Source organism: Streptomyces sp. NBC_01788 (assembly GCF_035917575.1).
Taxonomy (GTDB): Bacteria; Actinomycetota; Actinomycetes; order Streptomycetales; family Streptomycetaceae; genus Streptomyces.
This window is the reverse complement of record NZ_CP109090.1, coordinates 1,156,269-1,182,394: the sequence shown is the minus strand read 5'-3', so window position 1 is coordinate 1,182,394 and position 26,126 is coordinate 1,156,269. Positions and strand designations below refer to the sequence as shown.

General features: G+C 72.0%; 25 protein-coding genes. 13 read left to right on the top strand and 12 right to left on the bottom strand.

Going from position 1 to position 26,126, the window contains the following annotated elements:
- Positions 1–13: 13 nt before the first annotated feature.
- A complete protein-coding gene (gene mltG, locus OIE49_RS05575; protein WP_326801344.1) occupies positions 14–862 on the top strand; it encodes an endolytic transglycosylase MltG in 849 nt (282 codons plus the stop codon).
- Positions 863–913: 51 nt separating this feature from the next.
- Here the strand turns inward: mltG and OIE49_RS05570 are convergent, their stop codons facing one another.
- Positions 914–1,993 carry an NAD(P)-binding domain-containing protein gene (locus tag OIE49_RS05570; protein WP_326801343.1) on the bottom strand — a complete coding sequence of 360 codons (1,080 nt, stop codon included), beginning with the start codon at positions 1,991–1,993 and terminating at the stop codon, positions 914–916.
- Positions 1,994–2,053: 60 nt separating this feature from the next.
- Between OIE49_RS05570 and OIE49_RS05565 the strand changes: the two genes are divergently transcribed.
- Positions 2,054–2,476: a secondary thiamine-phosphate synthase enzyme YjbQ gene (locus OIE49_RS05565; protein WP_326801342.1), complete on the top strand. Its 423-nt coding sequence runs from the start codon at positions 2,054–2,056 to the stop codon at positions 2,474–2,476.
- A gap of 181 nt (positions 2,477–2,657) precedes the next feature.
- Here the strand turns inward: OIE49_RS05565 and OIE49_RS05560 are convergent, their stop codons facing one another.
- Both OIE49_RS05560 and OIE49_RS05555 read right to left on the bottom strand, forming a co-directional pair.
- The gene (locus OIE49_RS05560) at positions 2,658–4,583 is read right to left on the bottom strand and encodes a tetratricopeptide repeat protein (protein ID WP_326801341.1); all 1,926 of its coding nucleotides are present in this window, start codon (positions 4,581–4,583) and stop codon (positions 2,658–2,660) included.
- A 362-nt stretch (positions 4,584–4,945) separates the two neighbouring features.
- Entirely contained in the window at positions 4,946–5,578 is a 633-nt protein-coding gene (locus OIE49_RS05555) for a hypothetical protein (protein ID WP_326801340.1), read from the bottom strand.
- Positions 5,579–5,835: 257 nt separating this feature from the next.
- On the opposite strand from OIE49_RS05555, the gene OIE49_RS05550 reads away from it, so the two are divergent.
- Together OIE49_RS05550 and OIE49_RS05545 are read left to right on the top strand one after the other, a co-directional pair.
- Positions 5,836–6,150, top strand: a complete 315-nt coding sequence (locus OIE49_RS05550; protein ID WP_326801339.1) for a hypothetical protein — start codon at positions 5,836–5,838, stop codon at positions 6,148–6,150.
- 74 nt (positions 6,151–6,224) lie between these two features.
- Positions 6,225–7,532, top strand: a complete 1,308-nt coding sequence (locus OIE49_RS05545) for a tetratricopeptide repeat protein (protein WP_326801338.1) — start codon at positions 6,225–6,227, stop codon at positions 7,530–7,532.
- A gap of 645 nt (positions 7,533–8,177) precedes the next feature.
- Here the strand turns inward: OIE49_RS05545 and OIE49_RS05540 are convergent.
- Together OIE49_RS05540 and OIE49_RS05535 are read right to left on the bottom strand one after the other, a co-directional pair.
- Positions 8,178–8,921, bottom strand: a complete 744-nt coding sequence (locus OIE49_RS05540) for a class I SAM-dependent DNA methyltransferase (protein WP_326801337.1) — start codon at positions 8,919–8,921, stop codon at positions 8,178–8,180.
- An 85-nt stretch (positions 8,922–9,006) separates the two neighbouring features.
- Complete coding sequence (locus OIE49_RS05535; protein ID WP_326801336.1) at positions 9,007–9,402, bottom strand: DUF5997 family protein; 396 nt, start codon at positions 9,400–9,402, stop codon at positions 9,007–9,009.
- 58 nt (positions 9,403–9,460) lie between these two features.
- Between OIE49_RS05535 and OIE49_RS05530 the strand changes: the two genes are divergently transcribed.
- Positions 9,461–10,378: a LysR substrate-binding domain-containing protein gene (locus OIE49_RS05530; protein ID WP_326801335.1), complete on the top strand. Its 918-nt coding sequence runs from the start codon at positions 9,461–9,463 to the stop codon at positions 10,376–10,378.
- A 104-nt stretch (positions 10,379–10,482) separates the two neighbouring features.
- Here the strand turns inward: OIE49_RS05530 and OIE49_RS05525 are convergent, their stop codons facing one another.
- Positions 10,483–10,959 (bottom strand): Lrp/AsnC family transcriptional regulator, encoded by a 477-nt coding sequence (locus OIE49_RS05525; RefSeq protein WP_326801334.1) that lies wholly within the window; start codon positions 10,957–10,959, stop codon positions 10,483–10,485.
- A 284-nt stretch (positions 10,960–11,243) separates the two neighbouring features.
- Here OIE49_RS05525 and OIE49_RS05520 point away from each other — a divergent pair, with 284 nt between their 5' ends.
- The gene (locus tag OIE49_RS05520; RefSeq protein ID WP_326801333.1) at positions 11,244–12,749 is read left to right on the top strand and encodes an FUSC family protein; all 1,506 of its coding nucleotides are present in this window, start codon (positions 11,244–11,246) and stop codon (positions 12,747–12,749) included.
- 116 nt (positions 12,750–12,865) lie between these two features.
- Positions 12,866–13,900: a lactonase family protein gene (locus OIE49_RS05515; RefSeq protein ID WP_326801332.1), complete on the top strand. Its 1,035-nt coding sequence runs from the start codon at positions 12,866–12,868 to the stop codon at positions 13,898–13,900.
- A gap of 249 nt (positions 13,901–14,149) precedes the next feature.
- Here the strand turns inward: OIE49_RS05515 and OIE49_RS05510 are convergent, their stop codons facing one another.
- Both OIE49_RS05510 and OIE49_RS05505 read right to left on the bottom strand, forming a co-directional pair.
- Complete coding sequence (locus OIE49_RS05510) at positions 14,150–15,073, bottom strand: sirohydrochlorin chelatase (RefSeq protein ID WP_326801331.1); 924 nt, start codon at positions 15,071–15,073, stop codon at positions 14,150–14,152.
- A gap of 184 nt (positions 15,074–15,257) precedes the next feature.
- Positions 15,258–16,247, bottom strand: coding sequence for an N-acetylglucosamine kinase (locus OIE49_RS05505; RefSeq protein ID WP_326801330.1), 990 nt, complete (start codon positions 16,245–16,247; stop codon positions 15,258–15,260).
- A gap of 157 nt (positions 16,248–16,404) precedes the next feature.
- Between OIE49_RS05505 and OIE49_RS05500 the strand changes: the two genes are divergently transcribed.
- On the top strand, positions 16,405–17,082 hold the full coding sequence (locus tag OIE49_RS05500; protein WP_100567469.1) for a uracil-DNA glycosylase: 678 nt from the start codon (positions 16,405–16,407) through the stop codon (positions 17,080–17,082).
- Between the two features lie 175 nt (positions 17,083–17,257).
- Complete coding sequence (locus tag OIE49_RS05495) at positions 17,258–17,806, top strand: GNAT family N-acetyltransferase (RefSeq protein ID WP_326801329.1); 549 nt, start codon at positions 17,258–17,260, stop codon at positions 17,804–17,806.
- A gap of 97 nt (positions 17,807–17,903) precedes the next feature.
- On the opposite strand, the gene OIE49_RS05490 is transcribed toward OIE49_RS05495, so the two are convergent.
- Positions 17,904–18,350 carry a hypothetical protein gene (locus tag OIE49_RS05490; protein ID WP_326801328.1) on the bottom strand — a complete coding sequence of 149 codons (447 nt, stop codon included), beginning with the start codon at positions 18,348–18,350 and terminating at the stop codon, positions 17,904–17,906.
- A 96-nt stretch (positions 18,351–18,446) separates the two neighbouring features.
- Entirely contained in the window at positions 18,447–19,532 is a 1,086-nt protein-coding gene (locus OIE49_RS05485; RefSeq protein WP_326801327.1) for a WD40/YVTN/BNR-like repeat-containing protein, read from the bottom strand.
- 284 nt (positions 19,533–19,816) lie between these two features.
- Here OIE49_RS05485 and OIE49_RS05480 point away from each other — a divergent pair, with 284 nt between their 5' ends.
- On the top strand, positions 19,817–20,404 hold the full coding sequence (locus tag OIE49_RS05480; RefSeq protein ID WP_326801326.1) for an Rv1733c family protein: 588 nt from the start codon (positions 19,817–19,819) through the stop codon (positions 20,402–20,404).
- Positions 20,405–20,536: 132 nt separating this feature from the next.
- Complete coding sequence (locus tag OIE49_RS05475) at positions 20,537–21,253, top strand: PaaX family transcriptional regulator C-terminal domain-containing protein (protein WP_326806148.1); 717 nt, start codon at positions 20,537–20,539, stop codon at positions 21,251–21,253.
- Between the two features lie 86 nt (positions 21,254–21,339).
- Here OIE49_RS05475 and OIE49_RS05470 read toward each other — a convergent pair whose 3' ends face one another.
- Complete coding sequence (locus OIE49_RS05470; RefSeq protein WP_326801325.1) at positions 21,340–22,143, bottom strand: pectate lyase; 804 nt, start codon at positions 22,141–22,143, stop codon at positions 21,340–21,342.
- An 80-nt stretch (positions 22,144–22,223) separates the two neighbouring features.
- On the bottom strand, positions 22,224–23,198 hold the full coding sequence (locus tag OIE49_RS05465; protein ID WP_326801324.1) for a pectate lyase family protein: 975 nt from the start codon (positions 23,196–23,198) through the stop codon (positions 22,224–22,226).
- Positions 23,199–23,628: 430 nt separating this feature from the next.
- Here OIE49_RS05465 and OIE49_RS05460 point away from each other — a divergent pair, with 430 nt between their 5' ends.
- Together OIE49_RS05460 and OIE49_RS05455 are read left to right on the top strand one after the other, a co-directional pair.
- Entirely contained in the window at positions 23,629–24,927 is a 1,299-nt protein-coding gene (locus tag OIE49_RS05460) for an SGNH/GDSL hydrolase family protein (RefSeq protein WP_326806147.1), read from the top strand.
- Positions 24,928–25,538: 611 nt separating this feature from the next.
- On the top strand, positions 25,539–26,120 hold the full coding sequence (locus OIE49_RS05455) for a hypothetical protein (RefSeq protein ID WP_326801323.1): 582 nt from the start codon (positions 25,539–25,541) through the stop codon (positions 26,118–26,120).
- Positions 26,121–26,126: the final 6 nt, after the last annotated feature.

Below are 26,126 nucleotides of genomic sequence, written 5' to 3'. Positions count from 1 at the left end.
TTACCGTGCCCGCATGCAGAGGAACACTCCGTCACGGAGAACGACCCGACTGACACGCCGGGGACGTCTGGTCCTGGTCCTGACCGGGGCCGCACTGGCCGGCACCGCCGTGGCGGTGCCGCTGCTGACGCTGCACCACGACGACACCCCGGCACGACCCCGCACACTGGTGATCCCCGAGGGCTGGCGGTCCGGCCAGGTCTACGCCGCCATCGACAAGGCCCTCGCCCTGGCCCCCGGCACCACGAAGCAGTCGATCCCCGGCGCCCACCTGGACCTGCCGAACTCCGCCGAGGGCAACCCGGAGGGCTACCTCTTCCCGGCGACGTATCCCCTTGACGAGAAGAGCACCCCGCAGTCCCTGCTGTCCTACATGGTCGACACCGCGAACAAGAGGTTCAACGCGGCCCCGGTCGCCGCCGGGCCTCAGCGCAACTCCATGAACCTGTACCAGGCGATCACCATCGCGAGCATCGTCCAGGCCGAAGCCGCCTCGAAGGCCGACATGAACAAGGTGGCCCGCGTCGTCTTCAACCGGCTGGAGCGCGGCATGCCGCTGCAGATGGACTCCACCCTCAACTACGCCCTCAACCGCAGCACGGTCCGGATGACCACGGAGGACACCCGGCTGGACAGCCCCTACAACTCCTACCAGCGCATGGGGCTGCCACCGACGCCCATCGACAATCCGGGCGAGGAGGCCATGCGCGCCGTGGCCAACCCCGCCCAGGGCGACTGGCTGTACTTCGTCACCGTCAAGCCGGGCGACACGCGCTTCACCGCCGACTACTCCGAGCACCAGCGCAATGTGGCGGAGTTCAACGCCCGCCTGAGGGGCAGCGCTCAGCAGTCCGCGAAGTGAGCCGTTCCCGGCCACGGCGGACGCCGCTCACGCGGCGGCGGCTCGCACTGGTCACGCCGCGGCGGCCGGCTTCTCCTCCAGCAGGCGCCTGATGTCCCGGACGGCGGCGCGGCCGGCCCGGTTGGCGCCGATCGTGCTGGCCGAAGGACCGTAGCCGACCAGGTGGATCCGGGGATCGGCGACCGCCCGGGTGCCGTCCACCCGGATGCCGCCACCCGGTTCGCGCAGCCCGAGCGGCGTCAGATGGCGCAGCGAGGCCCGGAACCCGGTCGCCCAGAGGATGACGTCGGCCGTCACCCGCTGCCCGTCCGCCCACCACACCCCGTCGGGGGTGATCCGGTCGAACATCGGCCGCCGGTCCAGGGCGCCGTCCTGCAGCCCCTGCCGGACGGCGTCGTTCAGCGGAAGTCCCGTCACCGAGACGACACTCCTGGGCGGCAGCCCCTGCCGGACCCGCTCCTCGACCAGGGCCACCGCCGTACGCCCCGCGTCCTCGTCGAACGGGCCGTCGCGGAAGACCGGCGGCCGTCGGGTCACCCAGGTCGTGGCGGCCGCGTACGGGGCGATCTCCAGCAGGTGCTGGGTGCCGGACGCGCCGCCGCCCACCACGACCACGCGCTGTCCGGTGAAGTCCTCGGGACCGGCGTACTGCGCGGTGTGCAACTGCCGCCCGCGGAAGGTCTCCTGACCCGGGTACCGCGGCCAGAACGGCTGGTCCCAGGTTCCGGTCGCGTTGATGAGCGCCCGCGTCGCCCAGGTGCCGTCGGAGGTCTCGACGAGCAGCCGCCCGCCGGGTCCCTCCCTGACCGCGGTGACTTCCACGGGCCGCCGCACCCGCAGGTCGAAGGCGCCTTCGTAGTCGGCGAAGTACGCGGCGACGACCTCCGACGACGGTCGCGCGGGATCGGCGCCGGTCAGCTCCATCCCCGGCAGCGCGTGCATCCCGTGCACCTTGCCGTACGTCAGTGACGGCCACCGGAACTGCCAGGCACCGCCCGGACCCGCGGGGCGGTCGAGGACGACGAAGTCGCGGTCCGGCTCGAAGCCGGTGCGTCGCAGGTGATAGGCGCTGGACAGACCTGCCTGACCGGCGCCCACGACGACCACGTCGACCTCACGAAGGGTGTTCACGTTCCTCCCAACCGCGCCGGATGCGCCGATCTTCCCCGGGGATCGAGGAGGATGGAGGACATGTCACCTGCCTTCACCACCCGAGTGCTGAACGTGGCCTCCGGTTCCCGGGAGACGGTCGTCGACCTCACCCGTGACTGCGAGGCCTTCCTCCAGGAGACCGCGGCCGGCCGGGACGGCCTGCTGAACCTGTTCGTGCCGCACGCCACCGCCGGCATCGCGATCATCGAGACCGGCTCGGGCAGCGACGACGACCTCCTCGCCGCCCTGCACACCTTGCTGCCCGCCGACGACCGCTGGCAGCACCGCCACGGCAGCCCCGGCCACGGCCGCGACCACGTCCTGCCGGCCATCGTGCCGCCGCACGCGACGGTCCCGGTCCTCGGCGGCCGACTGGAACTGGGCACATGGCAGTCGGTGTGCCTGGTGGACACGAACAAGGACAATCCGAACCGGCAGGTGCGGCTGAGCTTCCTCGGCTGATCGGGATCATTCCCGGGGTGACGGATGCGGTAAATGCCCCGCCGGGCGGTCACCCAGTTCTTCAACTCCCCGCGTTGCGGTTGCTGTACCGGGCAATCGAGCGCATCGGCGAGGAACTGCTCAACGAGGTGCGGGCGGCGATCGAGGCCGACGGCGCAGGCGACCTGTTCACCTCCTCCTGCTATTGGAAATCAGCCTCGGCACTCGCAGCCATTACCTGCGCTTGCCACGAGCCGGACCGCTCGGCCAGGTTTGCCAGACGCTGAACGCTGTCTTCCCATGCCGCACGGTAGGCATCATCGTGGGTGGTAAGGCGCCGGTATGCCCCGGCCGCCACGAAGCAGGCTCCCGCGGCAGCCGCCGGGTCAGGCTCGTACGCACCTGCCGTTTCGACCAGCTGTTCCGCGATCGCGCACATCCACGTTGCGAGAGACTCCAGCTGACCGTCCTCCACACCCTCCAGCTCCAGCGCGAAGGACGCCCAGCGCAGGCACTCTGCGAGGTCCCCTCGTACGTTCAGGTACAGGTCGCACAGCCGGAACACGGCATCAGGGTGGCCGGCCCCCGCGGCACGGGTCCACCACACGACAGCGGCTTCGACGTCGTGCCGCCCCCAGTGGAGCAGCCCGAGGTGGTACGCGGCGTAGACCTCACCTGACGTGGCGGTCTCTTCTGTTCGGTGGGTGCTCGCCGCGTCGGGCCCCGACGTCCGTGTGACCCCCTGTCCCGGCGTGCCCAAACGTTCGGCGGCACGCTCCAGCAACTGCTCCCCTTGCCTGACTTGCCCTACACCCACGAGCAGCAACCCCAGATAGAAGGTTCCATCCGCACTGCCCGCGTCGGCTGCCTTACGCCACCATCGCTTCGCCCCTGTTCGATCGCCGGTTTCGTGGCAGCGGAAGCCGACGTGCACGGCCGCCTGTATGTCACCCGCCTCGGCGGCCCGTGTGAAGAGTTCCTCGGCCTCGAGCAGCCTGCCCTGCCGTTCGTAGAGGACCGCGAGGTTGTAATGTGCGTTCGGAGTGCCCTGATTGCCGGCGAGCCGCCACAGTTCCTCGGCCTGTGCCTCGTCCCCTCGCTGCGACAGCAGGACGCCAAGACCCACAGCCGCCGCCCAGTCACCGACGTCCATCGCCCGGCGGTACCAGTGCTCGGCTGTGTCGATATCGCCGCGCAGCAGGGCGAGCATGCCGAGGTTGTTGTACGCGGCGGGGACACGGCGGGCTGCAGCCTTCGCGTACCAGAGCACCGCACCGTCGTGGTCTCCCCGGTCCTGTGACAGCCTTCCCAGCAGATAGGCGGCCTGCCCGCTGCCTGCCTCAGCCGCCGCCCGGTAGGCCTCGGCGGCACCGTGAAGGTCTCCGGCACGCGCCAGGCCGGCGGCGCGCCGGATGGCCTTTGCGGCGTCGGGCGGCTCCGGGTCCGGGTCAGGCCGCGACGGCATCGACATCAATCCCTCGCCGTCCTGCGAGGTGTGGCCGGTCAGGTCGAAGAACCGCACCGCCGTCGATTCGGCGGCCCGCTGTCTGTCCGGGTCCCCTGGGGCATAGTGGTCGGGGTAGAGCTTGTGCACGGGCTGGGGCACCGGTGCGGCGTGAGGGCTGAAGAGTGAGAAGCCCGTAGAGGCGGTGACCGTGAGTTCCCACCAGGGCCGCCAGATGTGCCCCGCACAATCGATCTCCGCCGTCAGCCGCCATCGCACCCACCGCCCGTCCTCCGTCACGGGTGCGCAGGTGAGGGTGGCACTCCCACCTGGGGCGACGGTCAGCGGCAGAACGGGCTCCGCGCCAAGTTCCGCCAGCTCGGTGACGGGTGAGCGGTCCAGGAAGATCGCGACATCGGGACTGAGCAGGCGCCGGTATGCCCGGACCGCGCGCTGGGCGGACTCCAGCAGGTCGGAGCTCATGGCCATATCAGGCATCCGCGACCGGGCGAGCGAGGAGCCGTCGGCCAGCAGGGGCAGACGGTCCGTCACCTCGGCCCGCAGTGACCGCAGAACGATCTCGTCCTCCCCCGTGGCGGTCAGGGAGACTAGCAGGTTGTGCCCGGTCAGAGGGATGTTGACCGCCTCGGAGTTACCCAGCAGCCCCGGCGAGGCGATGTGCATGAGCTGACTGTGCACGGCGGCCCGCACCACGAACGGGGTGTCGTCCGGCAGCCCTTCAACGGGTACGGGGCGGATGGGGCGTGTCATGTCGTAGACGGCCTTTACCGAGCCGGGATCCCGTTCGGGTGCGCCCTCCGTTTCCGAGAGTTCCTTCGCCCGGCGGACGGGGTCCGTCGCCGGGCCGGGGCGCCGCCGCCGGTGTCGCACCATCGCCATGAGCACGGAAAGAGCTGATACGGCGGTCACCGAGAGGTAGGGCGCCCATGCGTGCACCCCCGTTGCGGCGAGGACGGCGCCGCCGACCACTGCGGGCAGTGCCGCGCCCAGGATGACAGTGCCGACACGGTGCCAAGTCTTGGCCATCAGACTCCGCCCAGCTGACGTCCGGCAGTACGGAACGCGTGACCCTGGAGGTCGACGCGGGTACTGCCCCGGCGGCCCGCGGACGTCCAGTCCAACCACAGCACCCACTGCACGAGGGCGCGCTCGGTGCTGACGAGGAGGTCGAAGATCTCGGACTCGTCCGCGGCGATTCGGTAAGGGAAGTCACTTTCGCCCAAGGCGCGCACCTCCGGCGGGTCGGCGTCGAGGGAAGCCTCGAAATGCCGCACCGGAACTTCGGCCGCGTGTCTGGTGAGATTCCCCGGGAACTCTTCGCGGGACAAGACCTCCGCACGCACCCCCATCAGCACCACGGCCGAAGGCCCCATCGAGGTCACGACGATCCGGACAGTATGCCCGGCGGCCGGGACGTCTACGACGCGGTCGCCGAGGTCGAGTGTGACGTAGTCGTGGTTCCTGATCTCTGCGGTGACGGCAAGTGGGGGACTCTCTGTCAGCTCCCTCCTGGCCCTACGCCGGGCCAGGGTGTCCTGGAGATGTCTGGGTGCTTCCTGACTGAGGTACGCGGCCGCGGCAGCCGCTGACACGCCGGCCCCCCAGGCCAGCGTCTGCCCCGGTTGCCACAGCAGCGCGAGGCCTGCGACCGTGGCCACTCCTCCGCCGGCCCCGCCCCACACAAGGACGCGACGTCGCCTGTCGGCTCTCGGCATGTGTCCCCCGTTTCACCCATCGGACCCGCCGGCCTTCGGCTCGCTCCGTTCCGGGCCCCATGTCCCGAATCGACCGTATAGTCAACTACCCTGCCAGCAAGCCCGGTTACCACATGCGCGCCAACCGCTCTCCCGGCTCATCGACAACACGGTAGATCTGCCGTAGAAGGGCTGGCTCCCCGTAACCTCCCATGAGCCCAATGCCTTGCCCCATCCCGTTCGGCAGCGTGATGGGTATTGGTCAGCGTGAGCGGACGCTGTCCCTGCTCGACAGCCCGTACCTGGTCGAGGAATGGGGCCTGCCCACGGCAGTGGTGCTGGTCTGGAGTGACGGGCACTACTGGATCGGGCTCGACTACGGGACCTGCGGCCGATACGGGGAACCGTCCGTTGCCTGGTTCGATGCGGACGACAACTCGGAACTGGCCCTCGCACCGGACTTCCACTTTTTCATCCGGGGACCCACCTCCGCCTGGGAGTTCGAGAGCGAGCGGAGCGCGGGCTCGCCCGACTGACCGCACCAGCGGGGCGCCCACCCGACGAGGGGCGAGTTCCGCCACTGCCACGAGCCCCATCACTGGAGCGAACCATGCCTGATGCGGCACTAGAGTTCGCGATCATGGACTCAGCGGACCTCGATCACCGCCACCGCACGTACGACGGCTGGATACCACCCGCCGTCGCTGCGGCTCTCCACAAGCATGGCTATCACGGCACACTTCGCGAGGCCGCGGCTCGCGGTGACTGGTTCTGCGCCCACCGGCTCGCCGAAGCCGCAGTGGCCGACGGTGGATCCGGCGGGCAGGCCGAGGCGTTGACGCTCCTGGAGCCGTTCGCCTCCACCGGGTGGTGGCCGGCTGTCCGTACCGTCGGCCGGCTGCTCGCCGACTGGGAGCGGCTCGACGAAGCCGTCGAACTGTTGCGTCCGCACGCCGACACCGGTCACCGAGAGGCCGCGTGCGAGTTTGCGCGCGTGCTGGCCCGGCAGGGTGACATCGACCAGGTCCTCGCACTGCTCGGTCCCCGGACCGCCGACAGTTGCCTTGCCGAGGTACTGGTGGAAGTCACCGTGGGCCATGGCCGTGATGGCGAGATCGCTGCCCTGCTCCCACCCGTCGGCGTCGGTGCGACGGTCCCGTTCGAGCCGTGGGTGACGGATGCCTGGGACACCGTCCCCTTGCATGCCACGCTCCTGGAACGCCAGGGTCGCGTCGACGAGGCGGCGGTACTGCTCAGGAAATACGTCAGTGTCGACGGCATGGTGTTCGCCGGGCATGCCGGGCAACTTGCCGCTCTGCTGGCCCGACACGGACGTGAGGCGGAGCTTCGTGCCTGTCTCACCGAGGACGGGGCCGAGTACGCCCGGACCGCGCTCACCCGACTCCTGGAGGAACGGGGCCGGATCGAGGAGGCGGTTGCTCTGTTGAGGCAGTACAGCAGAGCAGGAGAACCTCATGCGGTATTCGAACTCGCTGAACTTCTCGCGCGCAATGACCGCCACGACGAAGCGATCGAGATACTGGGCCGGGCGGCCGAGACGGTCGGCGGGGACTCCGACTGGATCATCCATCTGCTCTGCCGCATCTTCGTCGAGGCCGACCGAGCAGACGAAGCTCTCGCGTACCTGGACGATCACTTCGCCCGGCACGGCGGTCACCCTGACGAGCACGCCTGCGCCCGCGCCCAGGTCATCAGGCTGTGCGGCCTTCCTGAGACAGCTGACGTCGAACCCTCCCCGCAGACTGTCCCCGCAAAAGACCGCGTTTCGTTCGGGACGCTGGGCGATGTGGTCGCGGAGGCCGAACGCCTGGTGCATCAGGGCGAGCCGGAGAAGGCGATCGCTCACCTGCGAGACCGCCTGGACGGTACGAGGAGACTGCGCATCGAAGATCTCTGAACTGCTTCTCCGGACGCTCAGGCCGGCCACGGATCCCGACCGAAGGCGATTCCCGGAGTGCCGAGTTGATGCCAGCCTGGCTGTTTCAGCCATCCCGGATTGGCGCCCGGCCCTCCGGTGGCAGTACGCGTCGCATGAGCACGCCAACCACCCGTGCCAGGCCGAGCGCCCCTTCCGCGTCATCCGCCCTGCGGAGCACACGCCGAACGAGGGCGACCTGGTCGAGGACGATGCCCTCACGGGCCAGCAGGTAGGTCAACGTCAGAAACGCACACCGTGCGTTGCTGCCCGCTGGCGGGCCACCCCCACCTCGCGTCGCTCGACCTGAAGACCACCGCCGCGGTCGACCTCACGCCGCTGCGTAGCGTCCCCCACCTGCACGGTCTCGACCTCACGGGCGCCGGGACAACCGACCTGACCGTCCTCGCCGACCTCGCCGACTTCGCTATCTCAGCCTCGGCCGGCAGCAGTGGGCTGCGCTGCTCGACCACGGCAAGGTTCCGCCGGCGCCGGCCGCCGTCGGCCTTGTGGGGGACGACGTCACCTTCGACGGCGCCATCGCCCTGGCCTCGCATGTCGGCGTGGACACTGGGGACGTTCTCCGCGTCGTCGGCAGCCTCTGAGCAGTACAGGAGGCGGAACGGCTCAAGCCGGCTTGCGCCAGACGGAGATGTGCTTCGCGGAGTCGTCGGTGAACGGCGTCCCGTCCCAGTCGCCGACGCGCCGGTCCAGTTCGAGCCCCGCGATCCGCGCCATCAGGTCGAGTTCCGCCGGCCACGCGTACCGGTGCCGGGAGTCGGTGCGGCGGTAGCGGCCGTCGTCCTCGCCGTCACGGCTGAAGTGGTGCGAGACGAGGATCTGCTCGACGAGGTCGAAGGTGTCGAAGCCGAGATGCCGGTCGGAGACGTCGAACGGCACCGCGACCTGCCCCGGCGGCAGGAACCGCAGCGGCGGCACGCCCAGCTCGATGACGAACCGGCCGCCGGGCGCCAGATGGCGTGCGGCGTTGCGGAAGCACTCGACCTGCTCGTCCTGGGTGAGCAGGTTCGTGATCGTGTTGTAGACGAGGTAGACCAGGGTGAACTCGCCGGGGACGGTGGTCGTGGCCATGTCCCCGAGGGCGACCGGGAGCCTGTCCTCGTCGATCTTGCGCCGTAGGACCGCCGCCATGTGCTCGGACAGTTCGATGCCCACCACGGGCACTCCGCGTTCCCGGAGCGGGAGGCCGACGCGTCCGGTCCCCATGGCGAACTCCAACGCCCGCCCGTCACCGGCGAGTTCGGAGAGGAAGTCGAGAGTCGGTCCGAGGAAGGAGGCCGAGGACCTCTCGGCCTCCCCGGCGTCGTAGCGTTCGGCGGTTTCGCGGCTCCACAGTTCGCTGCTCGTCACGGGTGGTTACTTTGCCGGGCGGGGCGGGAGGCTGTCCACGCGTTTTCCCGCCGTCGGCTCCGTCGGCAGGTCAGTGACCCGGCGGTTACTCCGTGTCCTGCTCGGCGCGTTCCGCGTCGCGCTGCTTCAGGCGTGCCGTCTCCTTGCGCACCTCGGCCTGCGTGGCGCGCTCCTTCTCCAGCCACTCGGGCTGCTCCTGCTTCAGCGCCTCGATCTGCTCGGTGGTCAGCGCCTCGGTGACCCCGCCGCGCGCGAGACCGGAGATGGAGACACCCAGCTTGGCCGCGACCACCGGACGCGGGTGGGGGCCGTCGCGTCGCAGGTCCCGCAGCCACTCGGGCGGATCGGCCTGGAGCTCGTTGAGCTCGGCACGCGAGACGACGCCCTCCTGGAACTCGGCGGGCGTGGCGGGGAGGTGCACACCCAGCTTCTTCGCCGCGGTGGCGGGCTTCATCGTCTGGGCGGTCTGGTGCGACTTCATGGTGTCCAGACTATCGACCCCGGACGGGAGGGCCGACCACGCCGGGTAACCTGGCGGCGTGACCGGCTCGGATGCATCTGCCTCGTTCCGGCTCGCGTACGTCCCCGGGGCGACGCCCGCCAAGTGGGCGCGCATCTGGAACGAGCGCCTGCCGGACGTCCCCCTCGCCCTCGTACAGGTTCCGGCCGCCGAGGTCGCCGACGTGCTGCGCGGCGGCGCGGCGGACGCGGGGCTCGTACGCCTGCCGGTGGACCGTACCTACTTCAGCGCGATCCCCCTGTACACCGAGACCACGGTGGTGATCGTCCCCAAGGACCATCTCGTGACGGCCGTGGACGAGGTGTCCGTGGCGGACCTGGCCGACGAGGTCGTCCTCCATCCGCTCGACGACGTCCTCGGCTGGGAACGGCCGCCCGGCGAGGAGGCCTTCGAGCGTCCCGCCACCACGGCCGACGCCGTCGAACTGGTGGCGGCCGGAGTGGGGCTGCTCGTCGTCCCCCAGTCGCTGGCCCGCCTCCACCACCGCAGGGACCTCACCTACCGGCCGGTCGCCGACGCCCCGCAGTCGGGCATCGCGCTGTGCTGGCCGGAGGAGGCGCACACCGACCTGGTGGAGCACTTCATCGGGATCGTGCGCGGCCGGACCGTGAACAGCACCCGGGGCCGCGCCCAGGCCCCGTCCGAGGAGCAGCCGGGGCGCAAGGACCGGCGTGCGGAGGCGGCGGATACCCGCCGCAAGCCCGCCACCAGCGGAAAGACCGGCGGAAAAGCTGGGGGAACGACCGGCGGAAAGGCCGGGGGAAAGACCGGCGGCAAGGCGGGCGGCCGTACGGGCCAGGCCGCGGGCCGCTCCGGCAGGACGACCGGCCGTGCGGACGGCCCCGCGGCCCGCAACCGGCGCGGCGGCTCGGGTGGCTCCGGCGGCTCGGGCGGCGGTAGGAGCGGCGGGCGGGGCAGGCCGGGCCGCGGGGCGTAGCCGCCCTCTGCATCACCGGCCCCGTGCCGTCGCCCCCTGTGTCACAGCCTCCCTGGTCAGTCACCTCACAGGGGCAGCCACAGCCCTTGAGTCTCGCCCCCGCATCACGCCCGCACGCCGCGGCCGATCGACTCCACCAGCGGCAGCAGCCGGAACGGGACCCGCTCGCGCAACGCCACCTCCGTACGGGTGCGCACCACGCCCGGCAGGCTGATGAGCTTCTGGACGACGTCCTCCAGGTGGGCGTTGTCGCGCGCCACGACACGGGTGAGCAGGTCGCCTCCGCCGGTGATGGAGAACGCCTCGACGATTTCCGGTACGGCGGCCAGCGCCTCCCCGACATCGTCCAGATGGCCCTGGGTGACCTCGATGTGCACGAACGCCAGGACCGGGTGGCCGAGCGCGACGGGGGAGAGGGCGGGACCCGTACCGGTGATCACGCCGTCCCGTTCGAGGCGGTCGAGGCGGGCCTGGAGGGTGCCCCGCGCGACACCCAGAATGCGGGAGCACTCGCGCACGCTGGTGCGCGGCTGCTCCAGAAGCAGCCGAAGAATGCGGGTGTCGAGTTCGTCCACGGCCATGGCGACGGGGGTCTCCTCCCAGATCGGTGATCGACGCCGACTGTACCAATGGCTCACTGGAAAGCCTTCCGGGTGGACCAGTGTCCGTGGTCCATTGGCTCGCTGCCAGTGCGTTGATGATGTGTCCGAATGCGCCAATGGCTCAGTGATGCCGGGTTCGTTTGAGCCAGGGGTGCCGGGGATGCTCTCATGGACACGTCGACGGCGCTGCGGATCCCCGCGGCGCCTTTCTCATGCCGGTGTTCACCGGCGTTCCGGGTGTCTTCCACAGGGGGCGGTAAGCAGTGCTGAAGAGGGTGTTCGTGGCTCCGGACCCGGGGCGGACACGGCTGCGTTTCGCCGCCAGGGCCGTCCTCGGCATCGGCCTGGCGGTCGCCGTCTGCGGGCTGGCAGGATACTCGCTGCCGGGTGCCGTCACCGGCGGGCTCGCCGCGCTGCTCGCCCTGTTCACCGTCACCGACCCCGCGGTGCGCGGACAGCTCGTCACCACCGTGCTGCTGCCGGTCGCCGGCCTGCCCGTGCTCGCCGTCGCGGCCGCACTCCACGACCATCCGATGGCACGCGACCTCGCCTTCCTCGCCGTGGTCGGCGCGGGCGTGTACGCGCGTCGCTGGGGGCCGCGCGGCCACAGCCTCGGCGTGTTCGCGTTCATGACCTTCTTCGTGGCGCAGTTCCTGCACACCAGGACCGGGCAACTGGCCGAGGTGTCCGCCGCCGTCCTGCTGTCCGTGCTCACCGCGGCGGTGGTGCGCTTCGGCGTGTGGTGCTACGAGCGCCGGCTGCCCGCCGCGGCCGCTCCCGCCGGCCTGGGCGGCCGCGGACTGGACCGGGTGTCCACCCGGCAGGCCGTGCAGGCGACCGCGGGCGCCTGCTTCGCGCTCGTCGTGGGCCAGCTGGTGTCCGGGGACCGCTGGTACTGGGCCGTCGGCGCCACCTGGTGGGTGTTCGTGAACACCGCCTCGCGCGGCGAGACCCTGGTCCGCGGCTTCCGCCGGGTCCTCGGCACGGTGCTGGGCATCGGCCTGGCCGCCCTGGTCGTCGTCCCGCTGCACGGGGCCGCGCTCCCCACCGCCGTCCTGGTCGCCGTCTGCGTCTTCGGCATCTTCTACACGGCCGCCGTGTCCTACACCTGGATGATGCTCTGGGTCACGGTGCTCGCCACGGCGCTCTACGGCCTGCTCGGCGTCCTCGTGCCCGGGCTGCTCGCCCTGCGGCTCGGGGAGACGGCCGTCGGCGCGCTCGGCGCCTGGCTGGCCGTGCTCTTCGTGCTGCCCGTCACCACCCACGCCGTCACGGACGCCTGGATCCAGCGGGCCCTGCGCTGTGTCCACGCGTGCACGGCCGAGGCCGCGGCCCGGCTCGCCGGTACCATCGGCGACGACCCGGCACCTCGCGTCGCCGAACTGGAGCAGCTGCTCGGCCGGGTGCGGCTCTCCGTCGCCCCGCTCGTGCACCCGCTGAACCCGATGCGCGGCCGCCGGCGGCGCGCCCGGCAGGTGCTCGCCCTGCTCGACGACTGCGCTCGCGAGATCCGCGGCCTCGTCGCCGTCGCCGCCGATCCGGAGGCCTCCCACGACGAGCGGCTGGCCGCCGTGTGCCGCCGCGTGGAGAGCGCGGTGGAGGCCCTCATCGACGATGACGCCCGCACCGTTCCGCGGGCCGCCCCCGCCCATCCCCGGCCGACGGCCGCGGAAGCCGCCCTCACCCATCTCCACGCCCTGGAACACGCCCTGGCGGAACTGGCCACGCCGCTGCGGGCGCCGTCGGGCTCGCCGATGGTGGGTGCGTGACGCCGACGGCACCGTGACGCCAACGGCACGAGGCGGGCCACACCGCGACTTGGTCTAGACCGAACGGGGGTGACTGCTACCGTCGCTCGGACGGGACGACCGAGAGGGGACCAGTGGTGGCACACGGCGGTAGGCGGCGGGCGTTCATCGGGTCGTTCACGGCGGCGGGAGGCCCAGGGGTCGTCACCGCGGCGGTGTCCGAGGACGGCGGGGGGCTGACCGTGCTCAGCGGCGTCGACGGCGTCCTCGACCCCTCGTACCTGGCCCTGTCCCGCGACGGCGGCACGCTCTACGCGGTGAGCGAGACGGCCGAGGGCGCCGTGGCGGCCTACCGTGTGAAGGGCGAGACGGTCGAGCTGACCGGGCCGCCGGTGAGCGTCGGAGGCAGCGGCCCCACCCACCTGAGCCTGCTCGACGGGCATGTCCTGACGGCCAACTACGGTTCCGGCAGCGTCAGCACCGTTCCCGTCCGCGCCGACGGGCGCCTGGCCCCGGCTGCCTCTGACGTGCTGCGGCACACCGGCTCGGGCCCGCACGAGCGCCGCCAGCGCGGTCCGCACGCCCACCAGGTGCAGCCGGACCCGAGCGGCCGCTGGGCCGTCAGTGTGGACCTCGGCACCGACTCGGTCCGGGTGTGCGCGCTGGCGGACGGGCGGCTCGCCGTGCACCGGGAGATCGCGCTGTGGCCCGGCTCCGGGCCCCGCCACATGGCGTTCCACCCGGACGGCGGGTACGCCTATGTCGTCAACGAACTGAGACCCACCGTCACGGTCTGCCGCTGGGACGCCGCCGAGGGCTCGCTCAAGCCCCTGACCGAGAATCCGGTCCTGCCGGACGCCCCGGCCCACGACGCCTATCCCTCGGGCATCGTGGTGGCGCCGGACGGCCGGTTCCTGTGGACCGCGACGCGCGGCGAGGACGTCCTGTCCGTGTTCGCGGTCGAGGCGGACGGTGAGCGGCTGCGGCTGGTCGGGTGCGTACCGTGCGGCGGCCACTGGCCCCGGGCGCTGACCTTCTCCGACGGCTTCCTGTACGTCGCCAACGAGCGCTCCGGGGACGTGACCTGGTTCGCCGTGGACGAGGAGACGGGGCTGCCCGCGAGGGCCGGGAAGGTCGCGGTGGTGGCGGCGTCCTGCGTGGTCTTCGGCTGAACGCCCACACGCCCACACGCCCACACGCCCACACGCCCGCCCGGCCGCCGGCACGACACGAACGAGCTGAACGACCCGGACGACGCGAACAACGCGGGCGGCACCGACGACCCGAATGAACACGGACGACCCTGGACGAACCTGAGGGCCCGGCCGGTGGCGCGGTCGGCGCGGTCGGCACGGCGAAGGGCCCGCCCCTCGGATGGCGAGGAGCGGGCCTCAGGTCGTACGGGGTGAAGGCTGCGAGGGTCAGTGGGCCGGTGCGCCCTGCGGCTGCTGCGGGGCGATGCCCAGGGCCGTCGTGTAGGCGGCCAGGGCGAGCTTGCCGATCGCCGGGTACGGGCCGAGCGCCTCTGCGGCGGCACAGCCTGCCTCCTCGGCGGCGGCCTGGACCAGCTCGGCGTCGATCTCCGGGCCGATCAGGTACGGCGCCAGGGCGAGCTGCTGGGAGCCCGCGGTCCGCAGCTGCTCGGCGACGGAGGCGATCGAGCCGTCCTGGTCGAGAGCGGCCGCCATCACCGGCACGGCGAGGCGGGCGGCGAGCAGCATGCCGGTGATCCCGGCCGCCTGCACGGCCTCGTCGCCGCCGACCGAGGCCAGGATGATTCCGTCCGCCGCGGTCGCCACGGTGAACAGGCGGGCGCGGTCGGCGCGGGCCAGGCCCGCCTCCGACAGCCGGACGTGCAGCGCCTCGGCGAGCAGAGGGTGGGGGCCGAGCACGTCGGTCAGCTCGGCGGCGACCCGGCTGTCCATGACGGCCTGACGGATCCGGCGCAGCAGCGCGTTGTCCGGGCCGGCCAGCAGCGGCACCACGACCGCGACGGGACCGTCGGGCTCCTTGATGTCCGCGCCGGCGGCGACGGCCTGCTCGTAACGGGCGGTCCGCTCCTCGGCCGCGCGGGTGAGCACGGACTGCACGGTCGGGTGGTCGGCGTCGTCACCGTCGAGGTAGCCGATCCGGGCGTCGAGGCCGGGCAGCTCGGAACGGGCGATGCTCACGACCTCCTCGGCGAGGCCCCGCGTGGCGTCGCCAGGGGTCCCCGGCACCGCGAGGACGAGAGCGGGTGCGCCCTCGGGCGCCGCCAGCGGCTCGGGGCGGCGGTGCCGTCCCGGCTGGCGGGGGCGCGGCATTCGTACTGGTAGGCCGGGCGCGGGCCCAGTGGGGGAGCTCATGGCGCCGCATGTTACTAACTTCTGAGGTTCCCCTGTTCGGGGAGGGTGCAGGTGAGCGGTATCCGTCCGGTTTTGTCTGATGGGTTACGTACCGATGCGTGGCGTGGTCCGGCCGTCTCGCGCCGGATCCGGCAACTCGCGCCACCTATTGGGGCATTTGTCCGGCAGATGTGGACGCGGGGGATCAATCCCCTTGTGGGGGAGGCGTGTACAGCAACTTCTCATCAGCCGGAAGGGCGAGGACGTCGCCGGCCAGGTCGGTCGCGATGCGCACGCAGCCGTGCAGCGGGTCGCCCTCGGCGCGTACCCGCCGTGCGTGCGGGAGCCGCTCGGAGAGTTCCTTCTCCAGCGGTACGAGGACCGGGTCGCCCAGCTTGAACAGGCCGCCGGTCAGGGCGAGCAGCGGCTCTCCCGAGCGTGGGCAGACGGCCGCGGCGGACTCGGCCATGTGCCGGGCCGCCGCGCGCAGCACACCGGCCGCGACGGGGTCGTCGGCCGCGCAGGCCGCCACCTCGGGTGCGAAGGTGGCCAGGACGGCGGCCCGGTCGGAGCGCGGGTAGAGCCTGCCGGGCAGTTCCGCCATCGGCCCGAACGCCTCCTCGGCGCGGGATAGCAGCCGCGCCGAGCCACCGTCCCGCCCGTCGTGGGCGCGCAGCGCGGCCTCCAGGCCCGCGCGTCCGATCCACGCTCCGCTGCCGCAGTCGCCGAGCAGATGCCCCCAGCCGTCCGCCCGCCGCCAGCCTTTGAGATCGGTGCCGATCGCGATCAGACCGGTCCCGGCGGCGACGACCGCGCCGGGGCGGGGACCCAGGGCGCCGGTGTAGGCGGTGACCGCGTCGGCGACCAGCGCGACCCTGCGTACGCCCAGGTGCCGTGCCAGCGCTCCGGGCAGTTCGGCGCGCAGCGCGTCGCCCAGGGTGGCGAGCCCGGCTGCCCCCAGTACGGCCGTCTCCAGCCGCCCCACGCCGGCCTCGGTGGCCAACGCCCGTGCCATGGGCACCAGTTGCTGCATGAGATGCCCGGGGTCGATGCCCCGCGCGCCGGTGCGCACCGGCTCACCGGACTCCCCTCGGGCCAGCGGTCCGCGCTCGGGCACACCGACGACGGCCCGGAGTCCGGAGCCGCCCGAGTCCACGGCGAGGAATCCGGCCGAGTGAGGGGGCGGTTTGGGCACTGGCGGCACCGGGCTCCTTCCCCCTGGAGGCCGGCCGCGCGGTCCGCCCGGTCGGCTCGATGGCCTTGGTCGAGGAGGAACACTAGCGCCCGCGGACGGCCGCAGGGGACGGTCCGAGGGCAGGTGTTGTCGGTGTGGGCCGCTAGAGTGACACGGCGTGGCACCACGACCGTTGCATGAACTAGTAGAGGCCGGCTGGGCGAAGGCCCTGGAACCGGTGGCCGGACGTATCGCGGGCATGGGCGACTTCCTGCGCGCCGAGGTCGCGGCCGGCCGGACGTATCTCCCGGCGGGAGCGAACGTTCTGCGGGCGTTCCAGCAACCCTTCGACGACGTAAGGGTCCTGATTGTTGGTCAGGATCCCTATCCGACGCCGGGAATGGCGATCGGCCTGAGCTTCGCGGTGGCGCCGGAGGTGCGGTCGCTGCCGGGCAGCCTGGAGAACATCTACCGGGAGCTGAACTCGGATCTCGGCCTGCCCAGGCCCTCCAACGGCGATCTGACCCCGTGGACCCGGCAGGGCGTACTGCTGCTCAACAGGGCGCTCACCACGGCCCCGCGCAAGCCGGGCGCGCACCGGGGCAAGGGCTGGGAGGAGGTGACCGAGCAGGCCATCCGCGCCCTCGTCGCGCGGGAGCGGCCGCTGGTGTCGATCCTGTGGGGGCGGGACGCGCGCAATCTGCGTCCGCTGCTCGGCGAGTATCCGGCGATCGAGTCGGCGCACCCCTCGCCCATGTCCGCGGACCGGGGCTTCTTCGGCTCACGCCCGTTCAGCCGGGCCAACGACCTCCTTCAGCGCCAGGGGGCCGAGCCGGTGGACTGGCGGCTTCCGTAGGGGCTTTCGTTCGGGTCACCGGGCGGACGTGCAGTCGGCCGTCTCCCCGATCTGGCGGGCCTTCGTACACGCACGGCGGCACCGGGCTGCGGAGTCAACGGAAGTCAAAAGTTCCTGGTCAAGCTGGACAGGGAAGTACCCGCCGGTCTCCTGAGTGATCGATTAGGGTTACCCGATGTTCGAAGGAAAGCTGGTAAGACTGCGCGCGCTGGTCTCCGAAGACGCTGAGCACCATCTCCGGTGGCGCAATGACCCAGAGGTGGTGCGCTGGGCCACAGGTGGTGACCCGTGTTTCGGCCCCGTCACAGCGGAAGCGATCGGGCTGAGCTTCGACACCATGCTGCGGCTGAGCCCGAGGGAGTCGGCTGTGTTCACGGTCGAGGACCTGGCGGGCGGGAAGGTGATAGGGATGGCCGACTACCGGGACCTCGACCCGTACGCCGGAGTGGCCACGCTGGGAGTCACCATCGGCGAGCGGGAGTTCTGGGGCCGCGGCCACGGCAGTGACGCGTTGCGGCTGCTCGTGGACCACCTGTTCGGCGCCTACTGCTTGAGCCGGTTGGAGCTGGACACCTGGAGCGGCAACGAGCGCGCCGTGCGTGCCTTCACCAGGCTGGGCTTCCGCGAGGAAGGCCGCCGCCGGTCGGCTGTGCTGGTGGAGGGGGAGCGCTACGACCGCGTGCTCTTTGGAATGCTGCGCGAAGAGTGGGCGAACCCCGCGTGACGCCGTAAATGTCCTTTCACCCGGATCCTGGCCGCCAGTACCTCGACGTGGGACGACGGCGTGGGTCCAGCGCGACCGGGCGCTGCGGACGTGGAGTTCACCGCGACTCCCGGGCGGTGGCGGCGCGGGAGAGCAGGTGGCCCAGCCCCCCGGCTGCGGCCGTCACGGCCGCGGCGATCAGCCAATGGGCGGCAGTGGGGAATTCGGCCTCGGTGTAGTGGTCGTGGCCCGCGTGGGCCAGCAGGGAAGTGAGGGAGAAGGCGCAGGTGAACCCGGCGGTGGCCCAGGCGAGGGTGAACACGCCGGGGAGTACGCCCCGTCCGGACCGGACCGGCAGGCAGGCCGCCATGAAGGCGACTGCTTCCATCGCGAACACACCCTCGCTCAGGCCCAGCAGCCTCAACGGTGAGGTGGTGGTGCCGTCGGCGTTGCCCTTGAAGTCCCAGTGAACGGCCACGGGTTCGGGCAGCAAGGAACGAACGAAGGCGAAGACCATCGCATGGGCGGCCGCGCCCACGGCGAACGGAAGCAACATCAGCGCCATGCGGCGTAACGGAACTGCGGACCTGGCCAGTGGGGAATCCATGCGTGTGTTCATGATCCAACCCCTCGCTGTCGTTCGCACCACGACAGGGATCATTCAACCGATCACCGCCGCCCGCACGCAGAGCACGTCCGGCAGGTGCGAGGTCAGTTGCCGCCAGCTGTCGCCGTCGTCCGCTGACGCGTACACCTCGCCGTTGCGATTGCCGAAGTAGACGCCGGCCGGGTCCGCGTCGTCGGTGCACAGCGCGTCGCGCAGCACCGTGCCGTAATGGTCCTCCGAGGGCAGGCCCGCCGCGAGCGGCTCCCAGCTCCGGCCCGCGTCCGCGGTGCGGAACACACGGCAGCGGCGGCCGGCGGGCACCCGGTCCGCGTCCGCGTTGATGGGGAAGACGTACGCGGTGCCGCCGCGGTGCGGGTGGGCGGCCGCGGTGAAGCCGAACGTCGACGGCAGGCCCTCGCCGATGTCCGTCCAGTGCGCGCCTTTGTCGTCGCTGCGGTACACGCCCCAGTGGTTCTGCAGGTACAGCCGGTCGAGGTTCTCCGCGTCCTGCGTGACCTTGTGCACGCACTGGCCGAACTCCGGGTTCGGATCCGGCAGGAACACGGCGGACACCCCGGAGTTGGACGGCGCCCAGCTCGCTCCGCCGTCGGCCGTGCGGAACACCCCGGCGGTCGACACGGCGACGGTGACCGCCCGCGGATCGCGCCGGTCCGTCACCACGGTGTGCAGGCCCTCACCGCCGCCGCCCGGTACCCACTTCGACCGTGTGGGGTGCTCCCACAGCGGGCGGACCAGCTCGAAGCTCTCGCCGCGGTCCTCGGAGCGGTACAGCGCCGCCGGTTCCGTGCCCGCGTAGACCACGTCGGGCTCGGCGGCGGACGGGTGCAGTTGCCACACCCGCTCCAGGGAGGCGCCGGTGTCCTTGGGGAACCGCACGGCGGGGCGGGCCGGTTCGGTCCAGGTGCGGCCGAGGTCGTCGGAGTGGAACACCGACGGGCCCCAGTGGGCGCTGTCCCCGCCGGCCAGCAGCCGCGGGACGGGGCCGCGGACGTCGATGGCGACGGAGTAGACAGCCTGGGCGTTGAAGTGGGGACTCTCGTCGAATTCCCAGACGCCGTCCCGCCGCCGCCCGATGAACAGGCCCTTTCGCGTGCCCACGGCGAGCAGTACCTCGGTCATGCCGATCACCTCCGCGAGGTCTTCGTCCGGACCTCTTTGTCCTGGACACCGGCCAGTCTGCACCCCGCCACTGACAGTCCTCACGGCATCGGCGTCGTCGCAGGTCACAGCGGCATGGCTGGGATACGGAGCCCGGTCGCGCCCACCGCGGGAGCCTGGGGCGGCCATGCCGCGGTACCCATGGGAGGGCCGGGGCGGGGAACTCGGCGTGAGCATCGGGGGGCCCTTCACCGTATGGGAGGGCGGTCCGGCAGGTCCGTGTGCTCGTGAGGAGGATGCCGTCGATGGCGTTCCGTGGTCCGAAGGTGCGGCTGTGGCGGTGGCGCCGCAATCCGCTCAAACGCCGCGCCGACACGGTGGAGGCGTGGGTCGTGCTCGGCACCTGGGTGCTCGGCGTTCTCGCCGGGGTGCTCGCGGGATGGACGGCGGCCCGGGGCGCGGAGCAGGCCACGGCCCAGGAACTCCTCGCGCGGACGTCCACGGTCGCGCGGGTCACCGAGCGGGCGCCCGGCACGTCGCCCGGGACCGACGAGGACACCGGCTCGAAACTCCGGGTGTGGGGAAAGGTGCGCTGGACCGCCCCGGACGGCACCGAGCGCACCGGCTGGGCCCGGGTGCGGCCCGGCAGCGCCGCCGGTACTGCGGTCACCGTGTGGATCGATTCCCGGGGGCGGCTGGTGACGGAGCCGGCCACGCCCGCCCAGGCCCGCGCGCGGGCCGTGATGGCCGGCGGCCTGGTGGGACTGGGCGCCGCCTCCGTTCCTCTCGTCATCGGCCACGTCGTGCGCGCCGGACTGGAACGCCGCCGCCTGGCCCAGTGGGACACCGAGTGGGCCCGCTTCGGCCCCCTGTGGAGCCGCAACGCCGGGTGACCGCCCTCGCCGGACGGCGCCGCGGATCGGGCCGGAGAGAGCCGGAAGGGGCGGGCGTCGGAGGCGGCGGGGTGCCCGAGGTCCGTACAGTACGGGACCACGAATGCCTCCCAGGGGCCCGCCGAGGCCGGGCTGCGCCCGCTGTCCGCGCGGTCGGTCGTCCTGAGCCTGCTCCTTGGTACGCACCCACCCGAACTGCCGGTCAAGGACCTCGTACGGGCGGTCGAACCCTTCGGGATCGGCGGATCGACCCTGCGCGCGGCCCTGAGCCGGATGGTCGCCGCCGGGGATCTGCGACGGTCCGACACCGTCTACGGCCTCAGCGACCGGCTGTTGGAACGCCAGCGGCGCCAGGACGCGGCCGTGCACCCCGAGACACGCCCCTGGGACGGGGAGTGGGAGATGGTCGTCGTGACGGCGACCGGCCGCGAGCCCGCTGAACGCGCCGAGCTGCGGGCCCGGTTGACTGCTCTCCGGCTCGCGGAACTCCGCGAGGGCGTCTGGCTGCGCCCCGCCAACCTGCTCCGCCCCTGGCCGGGTGAACTGTCCCCGGCCGTCCGGCGTTTCACCGCCCGGCCCGAGGAGCCCGCCGCCGATCTGGCCGCGCGCCTGTGGCCGGTCGACGACTGGGCGGCGACGGCCCGCGCGCTGCTCGCCCTGGTCGCACGCACGGACCGGCCCGCCGACCGGTTCACCGCCCTCGCGGCCGTCGTACGGCACCTGCCGGCCGACCCCGTGCTGCCCGCACCCCTGCTGCCCGCGCGCTGGCCGGGCCCGGCGCTGCGCACCGCCTACACCGACTGCCGACGGGAGTTGACCGAGGAGATGCTCGGACACGCGAGGCGGTGAACGCGAGCTGGCGGTGACGCACGGCGGCGGTCGTGCGCGGCGCCTGAGGGCACACCGCGCACGACCGCCCCCTCACCGCGTCGGGTTCACTTGTAAGTGATGTCGGACGCCGCGTACTTGCAGTAGGTGCCGTCGGCGTCCGTGCCGCCCTTGGTCGGCTCGGCGCCCGTGTTGTTCCCCGTGTACTTCTGGCAGGGGATGATCTTCTTGCCGGAGTCCCCGATGATGGTGATCTTCTTCAGCGAGACGCTGTCCCCGTAGTTGGTGTTGATGCCGGCGATCCGGCCGCCCTTGTAGGTGGCCTCGATCGTGTTGAGGTTGATGGTCCGCTTGTACTGCGTCTTGCAGTTGCCGCAACTGCGCACGAAGGTCCCGAAGTTCTGCACCGCGAAGTTCGACACGTTCAGCGTGCCGGCGCCGTTGAACTGGAAGACCTTGTCAGTGGCCTCCTTCGCGCCGCCGCCGGAGACGGTGTAGACGTTGGAGGACGCGGAGCCCAGGAATGTCGCGGCGTCCTCACCGACGTCCTCCCACCAGACGTTCTGCAGCGTGCAACTGCCCAGGCAGTGGATGCCGTCGGCGGCGGGGGAGCCGATGATGACGTTCTTCAGGACCGCACCGGCGGCCAGTTCCAGGATCGGCTTCTGGTTCTCCTCCTGGCCTCCGGTGCCCAGGGCCCCGCTGCCGTACAGGCGCTTCATCCCGTAGTCCTTGGTGCCGGACACCGGGATGGTGGAGGTCACCGCCTGACTTCCGTTGGCGGTGGGCCAGGTGGCGGCGCTCGCCGAGGGCGCCCCTTGCGTCAGGAGCATGGCAACCGAGAGTCCGAGTGCGGCCAGGCCTCCGGTCACCGCGCGCCGTCGCGGGCGCAGTCGTGCTGCGGGGGTCATGTCCTTGTTCCTTCCGTGCGGTCGGGTGATGGCCGTGCGGTTGGGTGACGCCGTGTCGTCGGGGTTGTGGCGGGTGGCGGTCAGATCTTCCCGGTGCCCGCGCCCGCGGTCACCGAGGAGGCGACGCCGGAGGCGGCCTCGGCCGAGTAGCTGTACGGCGGGCTGGTGAAGGTGCCGGTCTGCGACACCTCGGTCGAGGCGCCGCCGAGGTCGTTGCCCCGCAGGTTGGCGTAACCGTCCTGCTTGCTGTCCCGGTTGGTGGTGACGGCGACCGACGTGCTGCGGAAGACGTTGTTCTCGACCAGCATCTGGGCGCCCATGCGCGAGTGCACGGCGGTCTCGGCGCCCACGACGTAGTTGTCGTAGAAGTGCCCCGTGCCGAAACGCAGGCTCGGAATGCGGGAGTTGACGTTGTTGAACCAGTTGTGGTGGTACGTCACCCGCAGATGCCCGGTGTCCTCGCTCGCGTTGCTGTCGCTGTGGCCGACCAGCGAGCCCTTGTAGTGGTCCTTGAAGGTGTTCCAGGACACCGTGACGTAGTCGGAGGCGTGCGAGATGTCGACCAGGCCGTCGTAGTAGTCCTTGCCGTGGTCGCGGTCGGAGGACAGGGAGTTGTGGTCGATCCACACCTTGGTCGAGCCCTGGACCGTGATGGCGTCCGTCCCGACCGCCTTGCTGATCTGCAGGTTGCGGACGACGACGTTGCTGACGTTCTTCAGCCGCAGCCCGCCGCCGGTGAACCCGGACGCCGAACCGACGCCCAGCACCGTGGTGTTGGAGCCGACGTCGACCTGACCGCTCAGTGTGATGAGGCCGTTCACCTTGATCACCTTGGCGGTGTTGCCGGTCACGGCCGACTTGAAGGCGCTGAGCGTCGAGACGGTCACCGCCGAGGCGCTGCCGCCGCCGGTCGTGCCGGCGCCGAAACCGACCGGTGAATTCTCGGCGGCCACGGCCTGCTGCGGCAGGGCGAGCACCGCGAGGGTGGCCGCCGCGGCGACGATCGCAGCCGGTGCCGACCTGGGCGCGCGAAGGCGTGAGAGGCGAGTACGCATACGGATGCTGTCCCTTCGAAGGACTGGTGGGGGGCGTATACGAGGGTGCGTCAGGTCGTATACGTGAATGCCGTGCAGCATCTGGAACGATTTGCGCGTCAACGTGGCCAGTAGGGCCTGTTGTAGCTCCCTCCGGTCACGCTGTTGAACGGAACGTAGAGTGCAAGCGCTTTCTAGTCAACGCCTCGCGCAGGTCACATCCAGCCACTCGCGGGTGGAGGCGGGGCGTGTCGAAGGCGGGGGCGTGGGAGCGCTTCCACGGTGGCCGTGTTCATGCCACCATGCACCAGCGGCAGTCCTGCCGCGGGCAGTCCCGCGCGCCTTGGGCCGCCGTGGGTACCCCGTCCGATCGCACCCCCCGCACAGCCAACGGAGGACGCACGTGACACCGCCCGGAACAACCCGCCGCTCACGTACGCGCTACGCCGACCTGATCGGCGCGTGCGTTCTGGTGCTGGCCCTCGTTCTCACCGTCTCGGCCGTCACCGCCCTGGTGCACCGTCCGGACCGGGTGTCCGCCGCCGACCGGCCGCAGGCCGCGACCGCACGGCACTGGGTGAACACTTGGACGGCGATGCCGCAGCTCACCGAGCCCGGCAACCTGCCGCCTGCGCCCTTCACCGGCGACCGCGCCGTCCTCGTCGACACCACTGTGCGGCAGACGCTGCACGTGTCCACCGGCGGCCACCGCGTCCGGCTGCGCTTCTCCAACGCCTTCGGTGACACCCCGCTGCCCCTGACCGCCGTGACGGTGGCGCTGCCGCGCGACGGCGCGGCCGGTGTCAGCGCCGTCGAGCCGCGTACGACCCGGAAGGTGACGTTCTCCGGGCGGCCCTCGACGACCGTGCCCGTCGGGGCCCAGGCCGTCTCCGACCCGCTGGACCTCGACCTGCGCGCCGCGTCCAACCTGACCGTGACCACCTACCTGGCCGAAGGCCAGCCCTCCCTCGCCCTCACCTCGCACCCGGGCTCGCGCACGACCTCGTACTTCGTCCACGGCGATCACACCCGGGACGCGGACCTGTCCGGGGCGACCCCGGCCGACCACTGGTACCTGATCAGCGGCGTCGAGGTGGAGGCCAAGGCCGCGACCGAGGCCGTGGCGGTACTCGGCGACTCGCTCACCGACGGGCGTGGCTCCACCACCAACGCCAACGACCGCTGGCCCGACCAGCTCTACGACCGGCTCCGCTCCCGCCCCGCCACCGCGGACCTCGCCGTCCTGAACCAGGCCGCCGGGGGCAACCGCGTCCTGAACGACGGCCTCGGTCCCAACGTCCTCGCCCGCCTGGACCGCGACATCCTCTCCACCAGCGGCGTCGCCTGGCTCATCGTCTTCGAGGGCGTCAACGACATCGGCACCGCCGACCCCACCCCGGCCGCCCAGCGTCAGGTCACCGAGGACCTGATCGCCGCGTACCAGCAGATCGTGGTACGCGCCCACGCCCAGGGCATCCGCGTCTACGGCGCCACCCTGCTGCCGTTCGGCGGCAACGACGCCTACGACGACCCGGCGGGCCTGCGCGAGAAGTCACGCCAGGCGGTCAACGCCTGGATCCGGGCGAGCGGGCACTTCGACGCGCTGATCGACTTCGACCGCGTGGTCCGCGACCCCGCGCGGCCGAGCCGGCTGCGGTCCGACCTCCACGCCGGTGACTGGCTGCACCTCAACCCGCAGGGCTACGGGGCCCTCGCCGGCGCGATCCCCGCGACCCTGTTCCGCCACTGACGGCTCCGCCCCACGGGCTGCCGGGCGGCCGGCCCGTGGGGCGGGTGCCTGCCGGTCTTGCCGGTGCCGTCCCGCTCCCGGTGGAGCCGCCCGGCTGACGGAGCAGCAGGACGGCTCCACTGCCGGACCACCACTGCTGGACCGCCCGGACCGCCCGACTGCCAGACCGCCCGGCGGTCCGGCAGTCGGGCGGTCGGCCTGTGTGGCGGGTGCCTGCCGACCTTGCTGGCGCCGTTCCCCTCCCGGAGGGCGCGTGCGGCTGCCCGGCGTCGGCCTTTCGGGCGGCGCGGCTGTGGGCCCATCGGCGGGGGCGTTCCGCGCGGCGGCTGCGTCCGTAGCGGCAGCGGCGCCCGAGCCGTGCCGGTGCCGTTTCCGGGAACGGTTGCTCCCGGTCCGCAGCAGGCGTTGAGCCGCCCCCGACCGGCACCTCGCCCTTGCTGAGGGGCAGGATGCCGCTCCGCGCGCGGGCCGCAACGCGGCCCGTGGCGGACGGCGGAGCCCGGTGGCGCGGACGCGGGCCGTGGCGTTCTCTGGGAGAGGCGGGGTGACCAGCAGGGTCGTGGGCACCCGGTGGCCACGAGGAGTCGATCTCATCCCAGGCGAGGAGAGTCATGGCTGAGCAGAAGTCGTCGTCCGCCCTAGCGGCGCCGCTGCACGGTGCGGCCTCGGTGCTGCGGAGGGTGCCCGGCGCCGAGACGGTGGGCCGAGCCGCGCAGGGGGCGCTGGACAAGGTCGGCGCCGTCTCGCCGCGCGGGCGGCGGCTCGCGGTGTACACGGGGGCCGGGCTGCTCGGTGTCGCCGGAGTGGTGGAGTGGCCGGTGGCGCTCACCGGCGCGGCCGTGGCCTGGCTCACCCAGCCCCGCCCCGAACGGCCCAAGGGCGGCGAGGAACAGACACGGACGGAGACACAGACACCGGAGCGGCCGTCGGCCTCCGCCACGACCACCGCCACCGCGGCCCGCAAGCCCGCGAAGAAGCGCGGCACGGCTGCCCAGGAGGCCGCGCAGGACGCCGGCCCCGGGAAGCAGGCGTCCGCGCCGGACACGGACATGGAACCCGACGCGGACACCGGGCCCGACGGGCCGGGGAAGGCCAAGACGTCCGCGGCCGGCCGAGGCAAGCCCTCGAAGGGGCAGGCGGCGGCCACCGGACCCCTCGGCCCGACGGCGCGGCCCGACCGCACCTCCCTCTGAGGGGGC